Here is a 15729-nt window from a genome sequence, read left to right on the forward strand (position 1 = left end):
CCGCGGAAAGCGGTTGCTGGAACGACCCGGCGGGGCGTGCGATCGACCGCGGCTCCACTAGTCGCGGGGGCGCTTGGGCATCAGGTCGTACAGCTTCTTCCGCGCGCCGTTGTCGTTCTCGTTGCGGGTCTGCGCGACCTGGGTGATGAAGTCCTCGAACACGAAGTCGTCCTCGGCGGGGATCGGGGCCGAGGGCTGCTGCCGCGCCAGGTGCCCGTCCAGCACTGCCGCGATTTCGCGGAAGGCGAACGCCTGGGTGGTCTCCGGCGCGAACGTCGTGACCGGCATGCCGTGCGCGGCGGCCTCGTTCATCACCACCCCGAGCGGCACGTGCGCCAGCAGCGGGTACCCGAACTGCTTGAGCTCCTCCAGCGCCGCCACCGCGTACCCCGACATCGGCCGCCGGTACAGGCCGGGCACCACCCCGAAGTACGGGATCGGCGGGCGGTTGAGCGCGGTCTGCACGTAGTACAGCTGGTCGTTGAGCAGCCGCAGCGCCCGGATGCTGGTGCGGTCCGGCTGCACCGGAACCAGGATGCCGTGCGTCGCCGCGAGCGCGTTGTTCGTCAGCACGTCCAGCGCGGGCGGGCAGTCGATGATGACGTGGTCGTAGTTGGCGAACTGCACGACCCGCGCCAGCTGCCAGCCCGGCACCCGGAACTGGTCGAGCCTGCGCACCAGGTCGAACATGCCGGGCGACGTCGGGATCACGTCGAACGCGCCGCCGGGGCCGATGTTGCTGCGCCGGTGCGGCACGATCAGCTCCTCGACCGGCCCCTTCCACATCCTGGTGAGCGCCTTGGCCAGGCTCGGCGCCTGCGCGGGCACCTCCTCCAGGCCCAGCATCTCCGTGGTCGCGTGCCCCTGCGGGTCGAGGTCGATCAGCAGCACCCGGCGGCCGCGTTCGGCCAGCGCCGCGGCGGCCCCGACGCTCAGCGCCGTCTTGCCGACGCCGCCCTTCTGGTTGACCACCGAGGTGATCTGCACTCGAGCGCTCCCAGGTCAGTCGGTTCTGGCCGCAGAGTAGTGGATCTCGTGCGGCTCGCGGGGGACGGTCACGCCCGTCAGCGTGTCCGCACCATCAGCGCCTGCGCGCCGTGGCCCACCTGGCCCCGTACGTCGGACAGCGTGCTGGTGGCCGTGCCCACCCCGGACGGGCCGACCAGCGTGCGCGCGTCCAGCGCGATCCACTCGCCGACCGGCGCGCGCCGCAGGTGCACGGTCAGCTCGCTGTTGATGAACCACCACTTCGCCGGGTCCAGGAAGTTCGACGCGCCGTTGCCGGTGTCGGCGACCGCGAACAGCCGCTGCAACGGCGTCGGCTTCTCCCCGGCCACCAGCTCGACCCGCTGCCTGCCCCACACCCACGCGGGCCCCGGCTCCGCGGGCGAGCCCGCGATGAGCCGCCACTCCATCGCGCCCAGGTAGCCGCCGCGGCCCCAGGTGTCCGGCCACGACGCCGGACGGCAGTCCTCGGGGGACGGTGGCGCCGGCTCCTCAGTGGCCACGTCCGTGGTGTCGGCCTCGGCGATCCGCCACGCCGAAGCCCGCGCCACCGCCCGCGTGCCGTCGTGCAGTTCCGCGCCGAGCAGCTCGACCGACCGGCCTGGACGCTCCACCCAGGACCGCAGCGACAGCTCGGTCAGCGGCGCCGGGCCGAGGATCTCCACGGTGACCCGCGCCAGCAGCCCCGGCCGGTCGGCGGCCAGGTTCTCCAGCGCGCGGGCGAGCAGCGCCGACGGCGGCCCGAAGTGCTGCGCCTCCGGGGTCCACGGCCCGGCCGTGTGCTCCGTCGGCCGGTAGCGATCGCCGCCCAGCGGCAGGTAGAAAGCGTTCTCCGTCATCTCAATCCGCCCACGTCAGTCAGCACGGTCCAGTGCGGTTTCCACACCCGGGTCCGGCTCCGGCCAGCCCGGGTACTCCGGTGGCGTGCCGCCGAACGACGGGCACAGCGACTGGTGCGCGCACCAGTCGCACAGCCTGCTGGGGCTCGGCCGGAAGTCGCCGGTCTTGCCCGCCTTGAGGATCGCCTGCCAGATCGCCTCCAGCGTGCGCTCGAAGCGGCGCAGCTCGGCCTCGTCCGGGGCGTAGGCGAGCGACTGGCCGTCGGTGAGGTACATGAGCTTCAGCTGGCGCGGCACCACGCCACGCAGGCGCCACAGCACCACGGCGTAGAACTTCATCTGGAACATCGCCTTGGCCTCGCCGATCTCGCGGGGCGCGGCGCCGGTCTTGTAGTCCACCACGCGGATCTCGCCGGTGGGCGCGACGTCCAGCCGGTCGACGTACCCGCGCAGCCGGACCCCGGACTCCAGCTCCAGCTCGACGTGCAGCTCGCACGCCTCCGGGTCGAACCGGCGCGGGTCCTCCAGCTGGAAGTAGCTGTCCAGCAGCTTGGTGGCCGACTCCAGCCAGCCCTGCACGTCCTCGCCGTCGAACAGCTCGGCCCACTCCGGGTTGTCGGCCGACAGTTCGCTCCAGGTGGGCGCGAGCAGCTCGCGGGCGCGATCCGGTTCGCGGTCGGTCTTGGGCAGCGCGAACAGCCGCTCCAGCACCGAGTGCACGAGCGTGCCGCGCAGCTGCGCCTTCGTCGGCACCTCCGGCAGCCGGTCGACCGCCCGGAAGCGGTAGAGCAGCGGGCACTGTTTGAAGTCGCTGGCCCGCGAGGGGGACAGCGCGGGGCGGCGCACGCCGAGCTGGGGATCCGTGGTCGCCGTCTGAGCCATACCCCGCACCCTAAACGAGGGGTCCGACAAGATCGCGACGCCGCGCGCCGCGGCGGGTCACGGCCGTCTGACACCACACGCTCTACCCTGTCCGGCATGGCCGCGACCGGCGAGCACGGACGAAACCAGCCGAGGCGGGTGCTGACCACCGCCGACGGCGGCCTGCTGCTGTTCCGGGTCCAGGACGTGCCGGTGCTGCTGGCCCCGTCCTGGTGGGTCGGCTCGCTCGTGGTGGTGGTGCTCTACCAGCCGCTCGTCGACCGGCTCCTGCCCGGCGCGACCGCGGCCACGTCGTGGGCGCTGGCGGCGGCGTTCGCCGTCCTGCTCGGCCTGTCCGTGCTGGCCCACGAGCTGGGGCACTGCGTGGTGGCGCTGCGGATGGGGATCCCGGTGCGGCGGCTGCGGCTGTTCCTGCTCGGCGGTCTGTCCGAAGTGGCCCGCACCCCGCGGCGGCCGGGGCAGGAGGGGCTGATCGCCGCCGCCGGGCCGGTCGTGTCCGTGCTGCTCGCGGCGTTCTGCGGCCTGCTGATGTTCGCCGTGCCGCCGGACGGGGCGGTGTGGCTGCTGGTCGCCGAGTGCGCCGTGGCCAACCTCGCGGTCGGCGTGTTCAACCTGCTGCCCGGCCTGCCGCTGGACGGCGGGCGCATGCTCCGCGCCGGCGTGTGGGCGGTCACCGGGCGCCGCGCCAGCGGCACGCGCGCGGCCGTCGTGGGCGGCGGGATCGTCGCGGCCGGGCTGCTGGTGTGGGCGATGTTCGGCATGGTCTCCGGCACCGAGGACCGCTGGCTGCGGCTGGGCGTGTGCGTGGTCACCGCGTGGTTCGTCGCCGCCGGCGCCGCGTCGGAGCTGGCCGCCGACGCCAACCGCGGCTGGCCGGAGGGGCTCGCGGTCACCGAGCTGACCCGGCCGGTGCTGCAGCTGCCCGCGGAGAGCCCGGTGTCGGACGCCCTGGCGGCCGCGGCGGGCAGGGGAGTGGTGCTGGTGCGCGCGGACGGCGTCGCGGCCGGGCTGCTCGACGAGGGCGCCGCCGAACGGCTGGCCGAGACGTCACCGCAGGCCCCGGCGGAGCTCGCCGCGGAGCCGATCCGCGCCGAGACCGTGCTGCTCGCCTCCGAACCGGGGGAGGAGATCGCCGAGCGGGTGCGCGAGACCGCCGCGTGGCAGTTCCTCGTGGTCGACGACGAGGGCCGCCCGGCCGGTGTGCTGCGCCGGGAGGACCTGCGCTCGGCGCTGTCGGCCCGCCGCGTCCGCTGACCGGCGGGTCTGCGAAGATCGAGCGCTGCGATCGCGCGAGTTTCGAGGAGTCAATCAAGTGCAGGTGAGCGGGCCGTTCCGCCCGGGCGACAGGGTGCGTCTGACCGATCCGAAGGGGCGGAACTACACGCTGGTGCTCGCCGAGGGGGAGGAGTACCACACCCACCGCGGCGCGCTGAAGCACGACGAGCTGATCGGCAAGCCGGAGGGCTCGGTGATCACGTCCGTCGGCGGCACCGCCTACCTCGCGTTGCGGCCGCGGCTGGCGGACTACGTGCTGTCCATGCCGCGCGGCGCGCAGGTGATCTACCCCAAGGACGCGGCGCAGATCGTGATGTGGGGCGACATCTTCCCGGGCGCGCGGGTGCTGGAGGCCGGCGCCGGGTCCGGCGCGCTGACCTGCTCCCTGCTGCGCGCGGTGGGCCCGGAGGGCAGCGTGCTGTCCTACGAGGTGCGCGAGGACCACGCCGAGCACGCGGTCAAGAACGTGGAGCGGTTCTTCCGGGAGCGGCCGTCGAACTGGACGCTGAAGGTCGACGACCTGAAGAACCACAGCGGCGAGGTCGACCGGGTGATCCTGGACATGCTGGCGCCGTGGGAGGTGCTCGACACCGTCCACCGCAGCCTCGTCCCGGGCGGGGTGCTGGTCGTCTACGTGGCGACGGTGACCCAGCTGTCGCGGGTCACCGAGGCGCTGCGGGAGATGCAGGGCTGGACCGAGCCCGAGTCGTGGGAGAGCCTCGTGCGGCCCTGGCACGTGGTGGGCCTGGCGGTGCGCCCGGAACACCGGATGGTCGGGCACACCGCCTTCCTGCTCACCACGCGCCGGCTGGCCGACGGGGTGACCCCGCCGCGGCCGCAGCGCAGGCCGAGCCGCGGCTGAGGTCGTCCGTCAGTTGGTCCGGTCGCCCAGGTAGCACCACACGCCGCCCTCGTTGGCGAGGCCGAGCTCGAAGTCGTTGGTGCCGCCGGGGCCGACCGCGTGCACCGGGACGTAGGCGGTGTCGCCGGTGACGTCCGGGCTGCCGGTCACGGTGACGGTGATGCCCGACGGGATGTCCGGCACCGACTGCGGGCGGCTCGCGCACACCATCGACTGGATGGTCGCCTTGTCCCCGGTGCTGTAGGCGGTGGCGATCGCCTGCGCGGTCTCCTCCGGCGTGGACTTCGCGCCCGGCGCGGCGGTGCCCTTCGGCGTCGAGCTCGACGTCGGCGTGCGGGAGCTGCTGGGCGCCTTCTCGCTCGAGCTCGCCGCCGGCGGGGCGGCGCTCGTGCTGGGGGCGGCGGAGTTGTTGTCGTCGTCGCCACCGGTCAGCAGCAGGATCGCGGCGACCGCGCCGCCGATGACGACCACCGCGGCGATCGCGATGCCGACGATCAGGCCGGTCTTCTTCTTCGGCGGCTCACCGCCCGGCCCGCCCGGGAACTGCTGCGTGGCGTAGGAGTCGGCGTAGGGGTTCTGGCCGAACTGCTGCGTGCCACCGGGGAACCCGGGCGGCGGGGTCTGCGGGTAGCCCGGCTGCCCGCCCTGCGGGTACCCGGGCTGCTGCGGCCCGCCCTGGGGCTGCCCGGGCTGCTGGGGGTAGCCGCCGCCCGGCTGCTGCCCGTAGGGGCCCGGCTGGCCCTGCTGCCCGTAGGGGCCTTGCTGCCCGTAGGGCCCGGGCTGTTGCGGCGGGTAGGTCATGATCGGGTTACCCCTTCTCGGATGGGTGGGCTCAGGACTCGTCGACGCACCAGTTCGACCCCTGTCGTTTCAGCGGCATCTTCGCATTCTGCTGGTCGCCGTTGTAACGCAGCGCGACCGGCACCTTGGCGGTGTCGCCGGTGATCTCGGCCGGGCCGGAGATGGTCGCCTGCAGCTCGGTCGCCGCGTCCCACTGGGACTGCAGCGAGGACACCTCGCTGTCGCTGGCGCCGCCGCAGGTCAGCGCGGCGTACCGGCTGGCGCTGCGGGCGTTCATGGCGTCCACGACCTGCTGCGCGACGCTGTCCGCGCCGCCGGTGCCGCCACCGCCGGCCGCGGTGGAACCGGTCGAGCGGGACGAGCGGGACGACGGCGCGGCGGGGGTCGAGGAGTTCGCGCGCGCGGTGGGGCTCGCGGCCGAGGAAGAGCCCGCGGCGGCCGTGGTGGTGCCGCCGTTCTCCTCGTCGCCGCCGAGCGTGAGCACCAGCGTGACGGCCACGCCGGCGACCACGACCACGGCCGCCGCGATGCCGGCGATCAGGCCGGTCTTCTTCTTCGGCGGCTCACCGCCCGGGCCGTCGAAGCCGCCCCCAGTGTCAAAGCCGCCGGCGCCGAAGCCGGGAGCGCCGTGGCCCGGAGCGCCGAACTGCTGCGTCGTGCCGGCGAACCCGGGCGGCGGCGTCTGCGGTTGCTGCGGCGGCTGGGGCGCGCCCTGCGGGTAGCCGGGCTGCCGCGGTCCGCCCTGCGGGTGTCCGGGCTGCTGCCCGTACGGGCCCGGCTGTCCGTAGGGGCCCTGCGGGCCCTGGGGCCCGGGCCGGCCCGGGCCGTGCGGCGGGTAGGTCATGGACGGCCGTCTCCTCGTTCACGTCGGGTGTCTGCCTGCCTTCGACGCGCCGAAGCGGCATCCGGTTTCTCCCCGGACGCGAACCGGGGCTGTAACGCGAGCGATCGTAGCGCCGATATCGGACAACTCGATCTTGGCCGCCCGGCGTGGCGGCCCGCGATCCGGTGCGGCGACGTGAAAACCGCCCGGGTTTGAAGAAGGAGGAGAAGGGGAAGACGCCCTGTGAATGTCCTGTAAAGCCTTGGTTGGGTGGTCGTGACATGAGTGAATCGCTCACCGCCCGGATGGCCGCTGTTGGTGGCCGGGTGGCTACTGTCCGTAGTTTTTCGAGCGGTTCGCCGACCGCCCGCCGGGACGCCTGTGTAACGGTTCCGTCCGGGTTCGTGATGCGACGCGCCGATCCTGTGATGCGGATAGGGCTTTTCATGTCGGTGATCGCCGGTACCGTGGGTTAAAAGCACTCCGAGGAGGTGCCGACATGCAACACGACCTTCCCGGAGGTCGGCACGAGGACGCCGACCCTTCAGAGATCAGTGGAGCTGGAACGACGCCGGACGAGCAGGCGCGGCAGGTCCGCTTCCTGGAAGAGGAAGTGGCTCTGCTGCGGCGGAAACTAACCGAATCACCCCGTCAGAACCGTGTGCTGGAACAGCGCCTCGCCGAGGCGTCGGAACGAGTCGCCCAGCTCACGGAGCGGAACAACAAGCTCGTGGAGACCCTCCGCGAGGCGCGGGGACAGCTCCTCGCGCTGCGCGAAGAGGTCGACCGGCTCGCCCAGCCCCCCAGCGGGTACGGCGTGTTCGTCGCCGCGTACGAGGACAACACCGTCGACGTGTTCACGGCAGGCCGCAAGATGCGGGTGTCCGTGTCGCCCGCGGTGGAGGTGGACTCCCTCCAGCGCGGTCAGGCGCTCCGGCTGAACGAGGCCCTGACCGTCGTCGAGGCGGGCGACTTCGAGCTCACCGGCGAGGTCTGCTCGCTGCGCGAGGTCCTGACGCCGGCCACGGAGGGTGGCAGCGCCCGCGCTCTCGTCGTCGGCCACGCCGACGAGGAGCGGGTGGTCTGGCTCTCCGACCCGCTGGCCGCGCAGACGCTCAAGCCGGGCGACTCGCTGCTGGTGGACTCGAAGGCGGGCTACGCCTACGAGCGCGTGCCCAAGGCCGAGGTCGAGGACCTCGTGCTGGAAGAGGTCCCGGACGTCCGGTACGAGGACATCGGTGGTCTCGGGCGGCAGATCGAGCAGATCCGCGACGCGGTGGAACTCCCGTTCCTGCACGCCGACCTCTACCGGGAGTACGAGCTGCGGCCGCCCAAGGGCGTCCTGCTCTACGGCCCGCCCGGTTGCGGCAAGACGCTGATCGCGAAGGCGGTGGCCAACTCGCTGGCCAAGAAGGTGGCCGAGGCACGCGGGGACGGCGACTCGAAGGACGCCAAGTCCTACTTCCTCAACATCAAGGGCCCGGAGCTGCTCAACAAGTTCGTCGGCGAGACCGAGCGGAGCATCCGCCTGATCTTCCAGCGGGCTCGGGAGAAGGCCTCCGACGGCACGCCCGTGATCGTGTTCTTCGACGAGATGGAGTCGATCTTCCGCACCCGCGGCAGCGGCGTCTCCTCGGACGTGGAGACCACGATCGTGCCGCAGCTGCTGGCCGAGATCGACGGTGTCGAGGGGCTGGAGAACGTCATCGTCATCGGCGCCTCCAACCGCGAGGACATGATCGACCCGGCGATCCTGCGGCCGGGCCGGCTGGACGTGAAGATCAAGATCGAGCGGCCGGACGCCGAGGGTGCGAAGGACATCTTCTCCAAGTACCTGACGCCGGGGCTGCCGATCCACGCCGACGACCTCGCCGAGTTCGGCGGGGACGCGCAGGCCACGATCGACGCGATGATCCAGAACACCGTCGAGCGGATGTACGAGGAGACGGACGAGAACCGGTTCCTCGAGGTCACCTACGCCAACGGTGACAAGGAGGTCCTGTACTTCCGCGACTTCAACTCGGGCGCGATGATCCAGAACATCGTGGACCGGGCGAAGAAGGCGGCGATCAAGTCGGTGCTGGAGACCAAGCAGCCCGGTCTGCGGGTGCAGCACCTGCTCGACGCGATCGTCGACGAGTTCGCGGAGAACGAGGACCTGCCCAACACCACCAACCCGGACGACTGGGCCCGGATCTCGGGCAAGAAGGGCGAGCGGATCGTCTACATCCGCACGCTGGTCACCGGGAAGAACCAGGAGTCCGGCCGGGTCATCGACACGGCCACGAACACCGGCCAGTACCTGTAACCGCAGGTGGGCCAGGGGAGGCCGCCGATCCGTCCGGGTCGGCGGCCTCCGCCGTGTCAGGGGCGCGCCGCGCGCCGGCCCGCCCAGTAGGCGAGCAGCACCCCGCCGGCCACGACCAGCATGCACCCGATCATCAGGGGCACGTTCGGCCCGGCGCAGGACAGCGAGTCCGGCGTGCAGCTGCGGAACGGCCCGCCCTGCCCGCTGGAGTCGTACCGCTCCGCCGAGAACAGGAACACCAGCACCGCCATGCCGTGCACGGGGGCGAGGAGGACCGTCACGGCGAGCGCGGCCGCGCCGGCGCGGAGCCGTCGGATGATCTTGTCGGGCACGTCGAGAAGACGCTTCCCGGCGGTTCCGGTTGCCCGGCGTGTCGTCCGCCGGTGGCCGTATAACGACCTATACTGCGCGCCATGACCGAGCCCGCGGCCGAGATCCGCGCCCCGATCACCGAAACCGACGTCCTGGCCTGGCTCGAGGAGACCGCGCAGGCGGTCCGCGCGCACGCCGTCCCGCCGGAGGAGCTGATCCGGCTGCTGGGGGAGTTGCGGCGCGCGTCGGCGGCCTGTGCCGACGCGTCGGACTGGGTGCTGCTGGCGGCGCGGGAGGAGGGGGCCAGCCTGCGCCAGATCGCGCCGGTCTTCGGCAAGGGCTACGTGCGGGCGCCGGCGGCGCGGCTGGAGAAGCTCCACCGGCAGGCGCTGAACTCCGAGCAGTGGCTGGAGATCCTCCGTCAACGAGCATCAGGCGTATAACGACCTATACGCGGCGGCTTTCGGCGAAAAACCACCGGTGGCCCGCTCCGCGGGCGCCCCGGAAAAACCCGCACGGAAAGGACAGTCCCCTGCGAATCGGACTCGGCCTGGCGGCCCTCGGGCGGCCCGCCTATATCAACCTCGGCCGGAGCAGCGAGCTCCCGGTCCGGCGGGACGTGCGGACGATGCGCGAGGCGACGTTCGCGGTGCTCGACGCGGCGTACGCGGCCGGTGTGCGCTGGATCGACGTCGCCCGCTCCTACGGCCGGGCCGAGGAGTTCCTGGCCGGGTGGCTGGCCGAGCGCGGCCACGGCGACCTCACCGTGTCCAGCAAGTGGGGCTACACCTACGTCGGCGGCTGGCGCATGGACGCCACCATGCACGAGGTGAAGGAGCACTCGGCGGGCGTGTTCTCCCGCCAGTGGACCGAAAGCCGCTCGCTGCTCGGCAACGCCATCAACCTCTACCAGGTGCACTCGCTCACCGTGGACAGCCCGTTGTTCACCGACGAGGCGCTGCAGCGGGCGCTGGCGGCGCTCAGCGACGACGGCGTGCGCGTCGGGTTCTCCACTTCCGGGCCGAAGCAGGCGGAGGTGATCCGGCGGGCGTTCGAGCTGGAAGTGGCCGGGCGGCCGGTGTTCTCGGCCGTGCAGTCGACCTGGAACCTGCTCGAACCGTCGGCAGGCCCGGCGCTCGCGGAGGCGCACGCGGCCGGGAACCTGGTGCTGGTCAAGGAAACCCTCGCCAACGGCAGGCTGGTGGTCAACCCGCCGCCCGCGATCACCCGCCTGGCGCAACGCTACGCAGTCGGCGCCGACGCGGTGGCGATCGCGGCGGTGCTCGCCCAGCCGTGGGCGGACACGGTCCTCATCGGCCCGTCCAGCCCGCAGCAGCTGGCCGCCAACCTCGCCGCGAACGGCGTCGACCTGCCACGGGGCGAACTCGCGGCGCTGCGGGCGCTGGCCGAGCCGCCGGAACGGTACTGGGATCGGCGATCCTCGCTGCAGTGGCAGTGAAGGCTTCGACTAATCTCAGCGCCCACAACGCATACTGAAGGGAACGTCACCGTGCGTCATGGAGGGATGGTGGTCCTGGCCGCGGTCGTGCTGACCGGGCTCACCGGGTGCGCGGATCGCCCGAACGACCTGGAGACCTACTACGACAAGCCGGCGGACGCGACGACGCCGGTGACGGCGCCGTCGGTCTCGACGAGCGTCTCGGTCGGCCAGGCGGCGGCGAACACCCCGGTGAACCACATCGCCGAGGACGTGGCGGCGGCGGTGCTCACCAAGAGCGACCTGTCCGGCGAGGGCGTGCGGGAGGCGGCGGCCCGCGCCGCCAACGGATCCTGCTTCGACGCCGTGCCCGCCGGGGACCCGCGTGGCTCGACCTGGCTCTACAACAGCGGTTCCTCGCTGACGCAGCAGGTCACCGGCTACCTCGACCGCACCGCGGCCGAGGTGCTCGCGCAGGTCGACTGCGACGGCACGGCGCTGACGGTCGCCCGCCCGGCCGGCGCGGAGGCCGCGCGCGCCTGGTGCGACGGCACCACCTGCACGCTGCTGCTGGCCGGCGGGCACGTGCTGTCCGGCCTGCAGGTCACCGCGAGCACGCAGAACCGGGCCGCGGAAGCGGTGAAGGGCCTGGCGTCGCTGGCCGCCGGGAAGCTGCCGCGGAGCTGACCGCCCGGACGGGAAAGCGCTACCCGCGGCGGAACCACTCGTGGATCGCGTGCCTGCCGTCGGGCACGAAAGGGCTTTCCGGGTCCTCCGCGAAGGCCCGCAGCTCGTCCAGGGGCATCCACCGGCCGGAGACGATTTCCTCCGGCTGGTGGACGACCGGGCCGTCCCAGCGCGCCTCGTAGGCGAAGTAGTGGCAGCGCACCGGCGGCTGCTCGAACGTGAACGTGAACAGGGGTCGCAGGGGCACGCCGCGCACGCCCAGTTCCTCGGCCAGCTCCCGTTCCGCGCCCTCGGCGGGTGCTTCGCCCGCCGCGACCACGCCGCCCGCCCAGCAGTCGTACAGGCCGGGGAAGACGTCCTTGTCCGGTGAGCGCCGGTGCACGTACACGCGGGAGCCGTCCCCGGAGCGCACCAGCACCAGCGTCGCGGCGTGCCAGAGCCCCTGTTCGCGCATGTCGGCGCGGCGCACCCGGCTCACGACCACGCCCGCGGCGTCGTAGTGGGCGACCATTTCCTCAGCACTGCTCACCATCTTGCGCCAGCATGACAGATCCGGGTGCTTTACCTGGTCGCAACCGGTGGCCCACTCACCGTTGCCGCCCGCGACCCGTAGGCTTGGGACATGCGGCGGATCATGGGAACCGAAGTCGAGTACGGCATCGCCGTGCCGGGCGACGCGACGGCCAACCCGGTACTGACATCGACGCAGGTCGTGCTGGCCTACGCGGCGGCGGCGGACATCCCGCGGGCGCGCCGCGCGCGGTGGGACTACGAGGTGGAGTCGCCGCTGCGCGACGCCCGTGGTTTCGACCTGGCCGGGCCGGGCGGGCCGGGGCACGACCCGGACGTGGAGGACCTCGGCGCGGCCAACGTCATCCTGACCAACGGCGCCCGGCTCTACGTCGACCACGCGCACCCGGAGTACTCGGCGCCCGAGGTGACCAACCCGCGGGACGGGGTCATCTGGGACAAGGCGGGCGAGCGGGTGATGGAGGAGGCCGCGATGCGGGCGGCCACCGTGCCCGGGCAGCCGGTGCTGCAGCTGTACAAGAACAACGTGGACGGCAAGGGCGCCAGCTACGGCACCCACGAGAACTACCTGATGGCCCGTTCGACGCCGTTCACCTCGGTGATCGCCGGGCTGACGCCGTTCTTCGTGTCCCGGCAGGTGGTGACCGGTTCCGGCCGGGTGGGTATCGGCCCGCAGGGTGAGGAGGCCGGCTTCCAGCTGTCGCAGCGCTCGGACTACATCGAGGTCGAGGTCGGCCTGGAGACGACGCTGAAGCGGGGGATCATCAACACCCGCGACGAGCCGCACGCGGACGCGGACAAGTACCGGCGGCTGCACGTCATCATCGGCGACGCGAACATGGCCGAGTACTCGACGTACCTGAAGCTGGGCACGACGGCGCTGGTGCTGGACATGATCGAGGCCGGTCAGCGATTCGACGACCTGAAGCTGGACGAGCCGGTGCGGGCGGTGCACCAGATCAGCCACGACCCGACGCTGAAGACGAAGGTGGGGGTGGCGGGCGGCCGCAAGTACACCGGCCTCGACCTGCAGTTCGCCTACCACGAGCTGGCGGCGGCGCACCTGGAGCGCACGGGCGGGGACGCGGTGTCCAAGGAGGTGCTGCGGGTCTGGGGCGAGATCCTGGACGCGCTGGCGCGGGACCCCGCGGAGTGCGCGGACCGGCTGGACTGGCCCGCGAAGCTGCGCCTGCTGGAGGGCTACCGGCAGCGGGACAACCTGGGGTGGGCGGCGCCGCGGCTGCACCTGGTGGACCTGCAGTACTCGGACGTGCGGCTGCAGAAGGGCCTGTACAACCGCCTGGTGGCGCGCGGCTCGATGAAGCGGCTGGTCACCGAGGAGGAGGTGCAGGCGGCGATCACGAACCCGCCGGAGGACACGCGCGCCTACTTCCGCGGGCGGGCGCTGGAGAAGTACGCGACGTCGATCGCGGCCGCGTCGTGGGACTCGGTGATTTTCGACGTGGGCAAGGAGTCGCTGGTCAGGATTCCGACGCTGGAGCCGCTGCGGGGCACGAAGGCGCACGTCGGCCGGCTGCTGGACGAGTCGGAAACGGCCGAGGAACTGGTCGAGGCGCTGACGGGTTCCGACTGACCGCAGCGGGAAAACCACCGATTGTCGTGGTCTCTGGGTAGGCTAGGGACAGGACTCACCGGGAGGCGAGATGGCTCAGGAGAAGATCGAGAAGCACGGTGGCGGCGGCTCCGACGACGAGGTCGAGGGTGGTGCCCCGGCCGGCCAGGAACGCCGCGAGAAGCTGGGTGAGGACGTCGACACGATCCTGGACGAGATCGACGACGTGCTCGAGGAGAACGCCGAGGACTTCGTGCGCGCCTACGTGCAAAAGGGCGGCGAGTAACCGCTCACCCGCGGCCACTAGGGTGGTCGCACCGAGTAGCTTGTAGTGCCGGCTGTCGCGCTTCCGCGGGTGTTTCGCCCGCGGAAGCGCCACACTTCGTCGATGGGAACCACGAGCACGTATGGAACACACCTCGGGCCCCACGGGCTCCGCGCTGCCCGCTGCCTTCTTCTCGAGCACGACGTCGTCGTTCGCCGAGTTCCTCCGCATGCAGGCGCCTGACCTGCTGCCGGGCCGACGGCAGCTGCCCAATTCCGGTGCGGGTGAGCTGGACGCGCCGCACGGCACCACGATCGTGGCCGTGTCGTTCTCCGGTGGCGTGCTGATCGCCGGTGACCGGCGGGCGACGTCGGGGAACCTGATCGCGTCGCGGGACATGGAGAAGGTGCACGTCACCGACGGTTACTCCGCGGTGGGTATCGCGGGCAGCGCCGGGATCGCGCTGGAGCTGGTGCGGCTCTACGCGGTCGAGCTGGCGCACTACGAGAAGATCGAGGGCGTTCCGCTGTCGCTGGACGGCAAGACGAACAAGCTCGCCACCATGGTGAAGGGCAACCTGGACGTGGCGATGGCGGGCCTGGCGGCGCTGCCGTTGTTCGTCGGCTACGACATCGAGGCCGACGACCCGAAGCGGGCCGGGCGGATCGTCTCCTACGACGTGACCGGTGGCCGGTACGAGGAGCGCGCGGGCTACCACGCGATCGGGTCGGGGTCGCTGTTCGCGAAGTCGGCGCTGAAGAAGCTGTACGACCCGGAGGCCGACGAGGAGACCGCGGTGCGCACCGCGGTGGAGTCGCTGTACGACGCGGCCGACGACGACAGCGCGACGGGCGGGCCGGACCTGGTGCGCCGGATCTTCCCGACGCTGGTGACGATCACCGCCGAGCGCGGCGCGGTGCGGCTGCCGGACGAGCAGGCCGCCGCGGTGGCGGAGGCGGTCGTCGCGGGCCGGGCCGAGCAGGCCAGCCACGGCCGCACCTGATCCGCGCGGTCGCCGTAGCCGAACTTCCCTTCCTTCGAGCATTCTTGGAGCCTCACCGTGACGATGCCGCTGTACGCCTCTCCTGAGCAGTTGATGCGTGAGCGTTCGGAGCTCGCGCGCAAGGGCATCGCGCGCGGCCGGAGCGTGGTCGTGCTGAAGTACCGCAGCGGTGTGCTGTTCGTGGCGGAGAACCCGTCGACGACGCTGCACAAGATCTCCGAGATCTACGACCGGATCGGGTTCGCCGCGGTCGGCCGGTACAGCGAGTACGAGAACCTGCGGGTCGCCGGCATCCGGCACGCGGACCTGAAGGGTTACCAGTACGACCGCCGGGACGTGACGGCGCGTGCGCTGGCGAACGCCTACGCGGCGACGCTGGGCAGCATCTTCACCGAGCAGCTGAAGCCGTACGAGGTGGAGCTGTGCGTGGCCGAGGTTGGGTCGGTGCCGGAGGAGGACCAGCTGTTCCGGCTGACCTACGACGGTTCGATCTTCGACGAGCCGCGGTACGTCGTGACCGGTGGCCAGACCGAGCCGGTGGCGAACAAGCTGAAGGAGATCTACGAGGACGGCCTGGAGCTGCGGGACGCGCTGAAGGTCGCGCTGGACGCGCTGCGGGCGGTCAGCAACAACGGGGACAGCGCGCCGTTGAAGCTGGAGGTCGCGGTGCTGGACCGGGAGCGGCCGGGGCGCAAGTTCCGGCGGATCCAGGGCGCGGCGCTGGACGCCTTGCTGCCGGAGCAGCCGGCCGAGTCCGCCGGGGAGGCGGAGGAGAAGCCGGAGGACGGCGAGACGCCGCCGGCGAGCTGAGCTTTGGGGGAGAGGCCCTCGGACTTCGGTCCGGGGGCCTTTTCGCATTTCCGGGTGGTGGGGCCCGCGCGGTGTCGGTGGGAGGGCCGGGAGTGTGTGGGCATCGGGGACGAGGCCGGCGGTGTCGGGTGGACCACGCTGGTATCGCGGCCGTGCAGGCGCGGCTTTCCCGGTGCCGGGTGGGGTGGGCTGGCTACTCCGGAGCCGGGGGCGGTGGGGCGGTGCAGGCGCGGTTTCCCCGGCGCCAGGCGCGTTGGGAGCGGTGCGGGCTCGGTTTACCCGGTGCCGGGGGCGGTGGGGCGGTGCAAGTTCGGC

General features: G+C 72.1%; 17 protein-coding genes. 10 read left to right on the forward strand and 7 right to left on the reverse strand.

Annotated features, from left to right (window positions below; all coding sequences use genetic code 11):
- Positions 1-57: 57 nt before the first annotated feature.
- The 3 genes from AMY39116_RS0337760 to AMY39116_RS0337770 form a co-directional block, all read right to left on the reverse strand.
- Positions 58-987: a ParA family protein gene (locus AMY39116_RS0337760; protein ID WP_020422779.1), complete on the reverse strand. Its 930-nt coding sequence runs from the start codon at positions 985-987 to the stop codon at positions 58-60.
- A 77-nt stretch (positions 988-1064) separates the two neighbouring features.
- On the reverse strand, positions 1065-1844 hold the full coding sequence (locus AMY39116_RS0337765; RefSeq protein ID WP_020422780.1) for a thioesterase family protein: 780 nt from the start codon (positions 1842-1844) through the stop codon (positions 1065-1067).
- 15 nt (positions 1845-1859) lie between these two features.
- Entirely contained in the window at positions 1860-2726 is an 867-nt protein-coding gene (locus AMY39116_RS0337770) for a RecB family exonuclease (RefSeq protein ID WP_017982475.1), read from the reverse strand.
- A 96-nt stretch (positions 2727-2822) separates the two neighbouring features.
- Here AMY39116_RS0337770 and AMY39116_RS0337775 point away from each other — a divergent pair, with 96 nt between their 5' ends.
- Together AMY39116_RS0337775 and AMY39116_RS0337780 are read left to right on the forward strand one after the other, a co-directional pair.
- Positions 2823-3980, forward strand: coding sequence for a M50 family metallopeptidase (locus AMY39116_RS0337775; protein WP_157358826.1), 1158 nt, complete (start codon positions 2823-2825; stop codon positions 3978-3980).
- Positions 3981-4038: 58 nt separating this feature from the next.
- Positions 4039-4863 carry a tRNA (adenine-N1)-methyltransferase gene (locus AMY39116_RS0337780; RefSeq protein WP_020422782.1) on the forward strand — a complete coding sequence of 275 codons (825 nt, stop codon included), beginning with the start codon at positions 4039-4041 and terminating at the stop codon, positions 4861-4863.
- Between the two features lie 9 nt (positions 4864-4872).
- Here AMY39116_RS0337780 and AMY39116_RS0337785 read toward each other — a convergent pair whose 3' ends face one another.
- Entirely contained in the window at positions 4873-5664 is a 792-nt protein-coding gene (locus tag AMY39116_RS0337785; protein WP_020422783.1) for a hypothetical protein, read from the reverse strand.
- Positions 5665-5695: 31 nt separating this feature from the next.
- Positions 5696-6508 (reverse strand): hypothetical protein, encoded by an 813-nt coding sequence (locus tag AMY39116_RS0337790; protein ID WP_020422784.1) that lies wholly within the window; start codon positions 6506-6508, stop codon positions 5696-5698.
- Between the two features lie 478 nt (positions 6509-6986).
- On the opposite strand from AMY39116_RS0337790, the gene arc reads away from it, so the two are divergent.
- A complete protein-coding gene (arc, locus tag AMY39116_RS0337795) occupies positions 6987-8795 on the forward strand; it encodes a proteasome ATPase (RefSeq protein WP_026153131.1) in 1809 nt (602 codons plus the stop codon).
- Between the two features lie 56 nt (positions 8796-8851).
- Here the strand turns inward: arc and AMY39116_RS0337800 are convergent, their stop codons facing one another.
- A complete protein-coding gene (locus AMY39116_RS0337800) occupies positions 8852-9127 on the reverse strand; it encodes a hypothetical protein (RefSeq protein WP_020422785.1) in 276 nt (91 codons plus the stop codon).
- Positions 9128-9208: 81 nt separating this feature from the next.
- On the opposite strand from AMY39116_RS0337800, the gene AMY39116_RS0337805 reads away from it, so the two are divergent.
- The 3 genes from AMY39116_RS0337805 (at position 9209) to AMY39116_RS0337815 (ending at position 11232) form a co-directional block, all read left to right on the forward strand.
- A complete protein-coding gene (locus tag AMY39116_RS0337805) occupies positions 9209-9550 on the forward strand; it encodes a hypothetical protein (protein ID WP_020422786.1) in 342 nt (113 codons plus the stop codon).
- Positions 9551-9639: 89 nt separating this feature from the next.
- Entirely contained in the window at positions 9640-10566 is a 927-nt protein-coding gene (locus tag AMY39116_RS0337810) for an aldo/keto reductase (protein WP_027936580.1), read from the forward strand.
- A gap of 66 nt (positions 10567-10632) precedes the next feature.
- Positions 10633-11232 (forward strand): hypothetical protein, encoded by a 600-nt coding sequence (locus tag AMY39116_RS0337815; protein WP_020422788.1) that lies wholly within the window; start codon positions 10633-10635, stop codon positions 11230-11232.
- Between the two features lie 19 nt (positions 11233-11251).
- On the opposite strand, the gene AMY39116_RS0337820 is transcribed toward AMY39116_RS0337815, so the two are convergent.
- Positions 11252-11761: an NUDIX domain-containing protein gene (locus AMY39116_RS0337820; protein ID WP_027936581.1), complete on the reverse strand. Its 510-nt coding sequence runs from the start codon at positions 11759-11761 to the stop codon at positions 11252-11254.
- Between the two features lie 93 nt (positions 11762-11854).
- Here AMY39116_RS0337820 and dop point away from each other — a divergent pair, with 93 nt between their 5' ends.
- The 4 genes from dop (at position 11855) to prcA (ending at position 15414) form a co-directional block, all read left to right on the forward strand.
- The gene (gene dop, locus AMY39116_RS0337825) at positions 11855-13357 is read left to right on the forward strand and encodes a depupylase/deamidase Dop (protein WP_020422790.1); all 1503 of its coding nucleotides are present in this window, start codon (positions 11855-11857) and stop codon (positions 13355-13357) included.
- Positions 13358-13427: 70 nt separating this feature from the next.
- Positions 13428-13622 carry a ubiquitin-like protein Pup gene (locus AMY39116_RS0337830; RefSeq protein ID WP_017982463.1) on the forward strand — a complete coding sequence of 65 codons (195 nt, stop codon included), beginning with the start codon at positions 13428-13430 and terminating at the stop codon, positions 13620-13622.
- A gap of 121 nt (positions 13623-13743) precedes the next feature.
- The gene (gene prcB, locus AMY39116_RS0337835) at positions 13744-14604 is read left to right on the forward strand and encodes a proteasome subunit beta (RefSeq protein WP_020422791.1); all 861 of its coding nucleotides are present in this window, start codon (positions 13744-13746) and stop codon (positions 14602-14604) included.
- Between the two features lie 57 nt (positions 14605-14661).
- On the forward strand, positions 14662-15414 hold the full coding sequence (prcA, locus tag AMY39116_RS0337840) for a proteasome subunit alpha (RefSeq protein WP_027936582.1): 753 nt from the start codon (positions 14662-14664) through the stop codon (positions 15412-15414).
- The last annotated feature ends 315 nt before the right edge of the window (positions 15415-15729 follow it).

The organism is Amycolatopsis sp. ATCC 39116, from assembly GCF_000231075.2.
Classification (GTDB): domain Bacteria; phylum Actinomycetota; class Actinomycetes; order Mycobacteriales; family Pseudonocardiaceae; genus Amycolatopsis_E; species Amycolatopsis_E tucumanensis.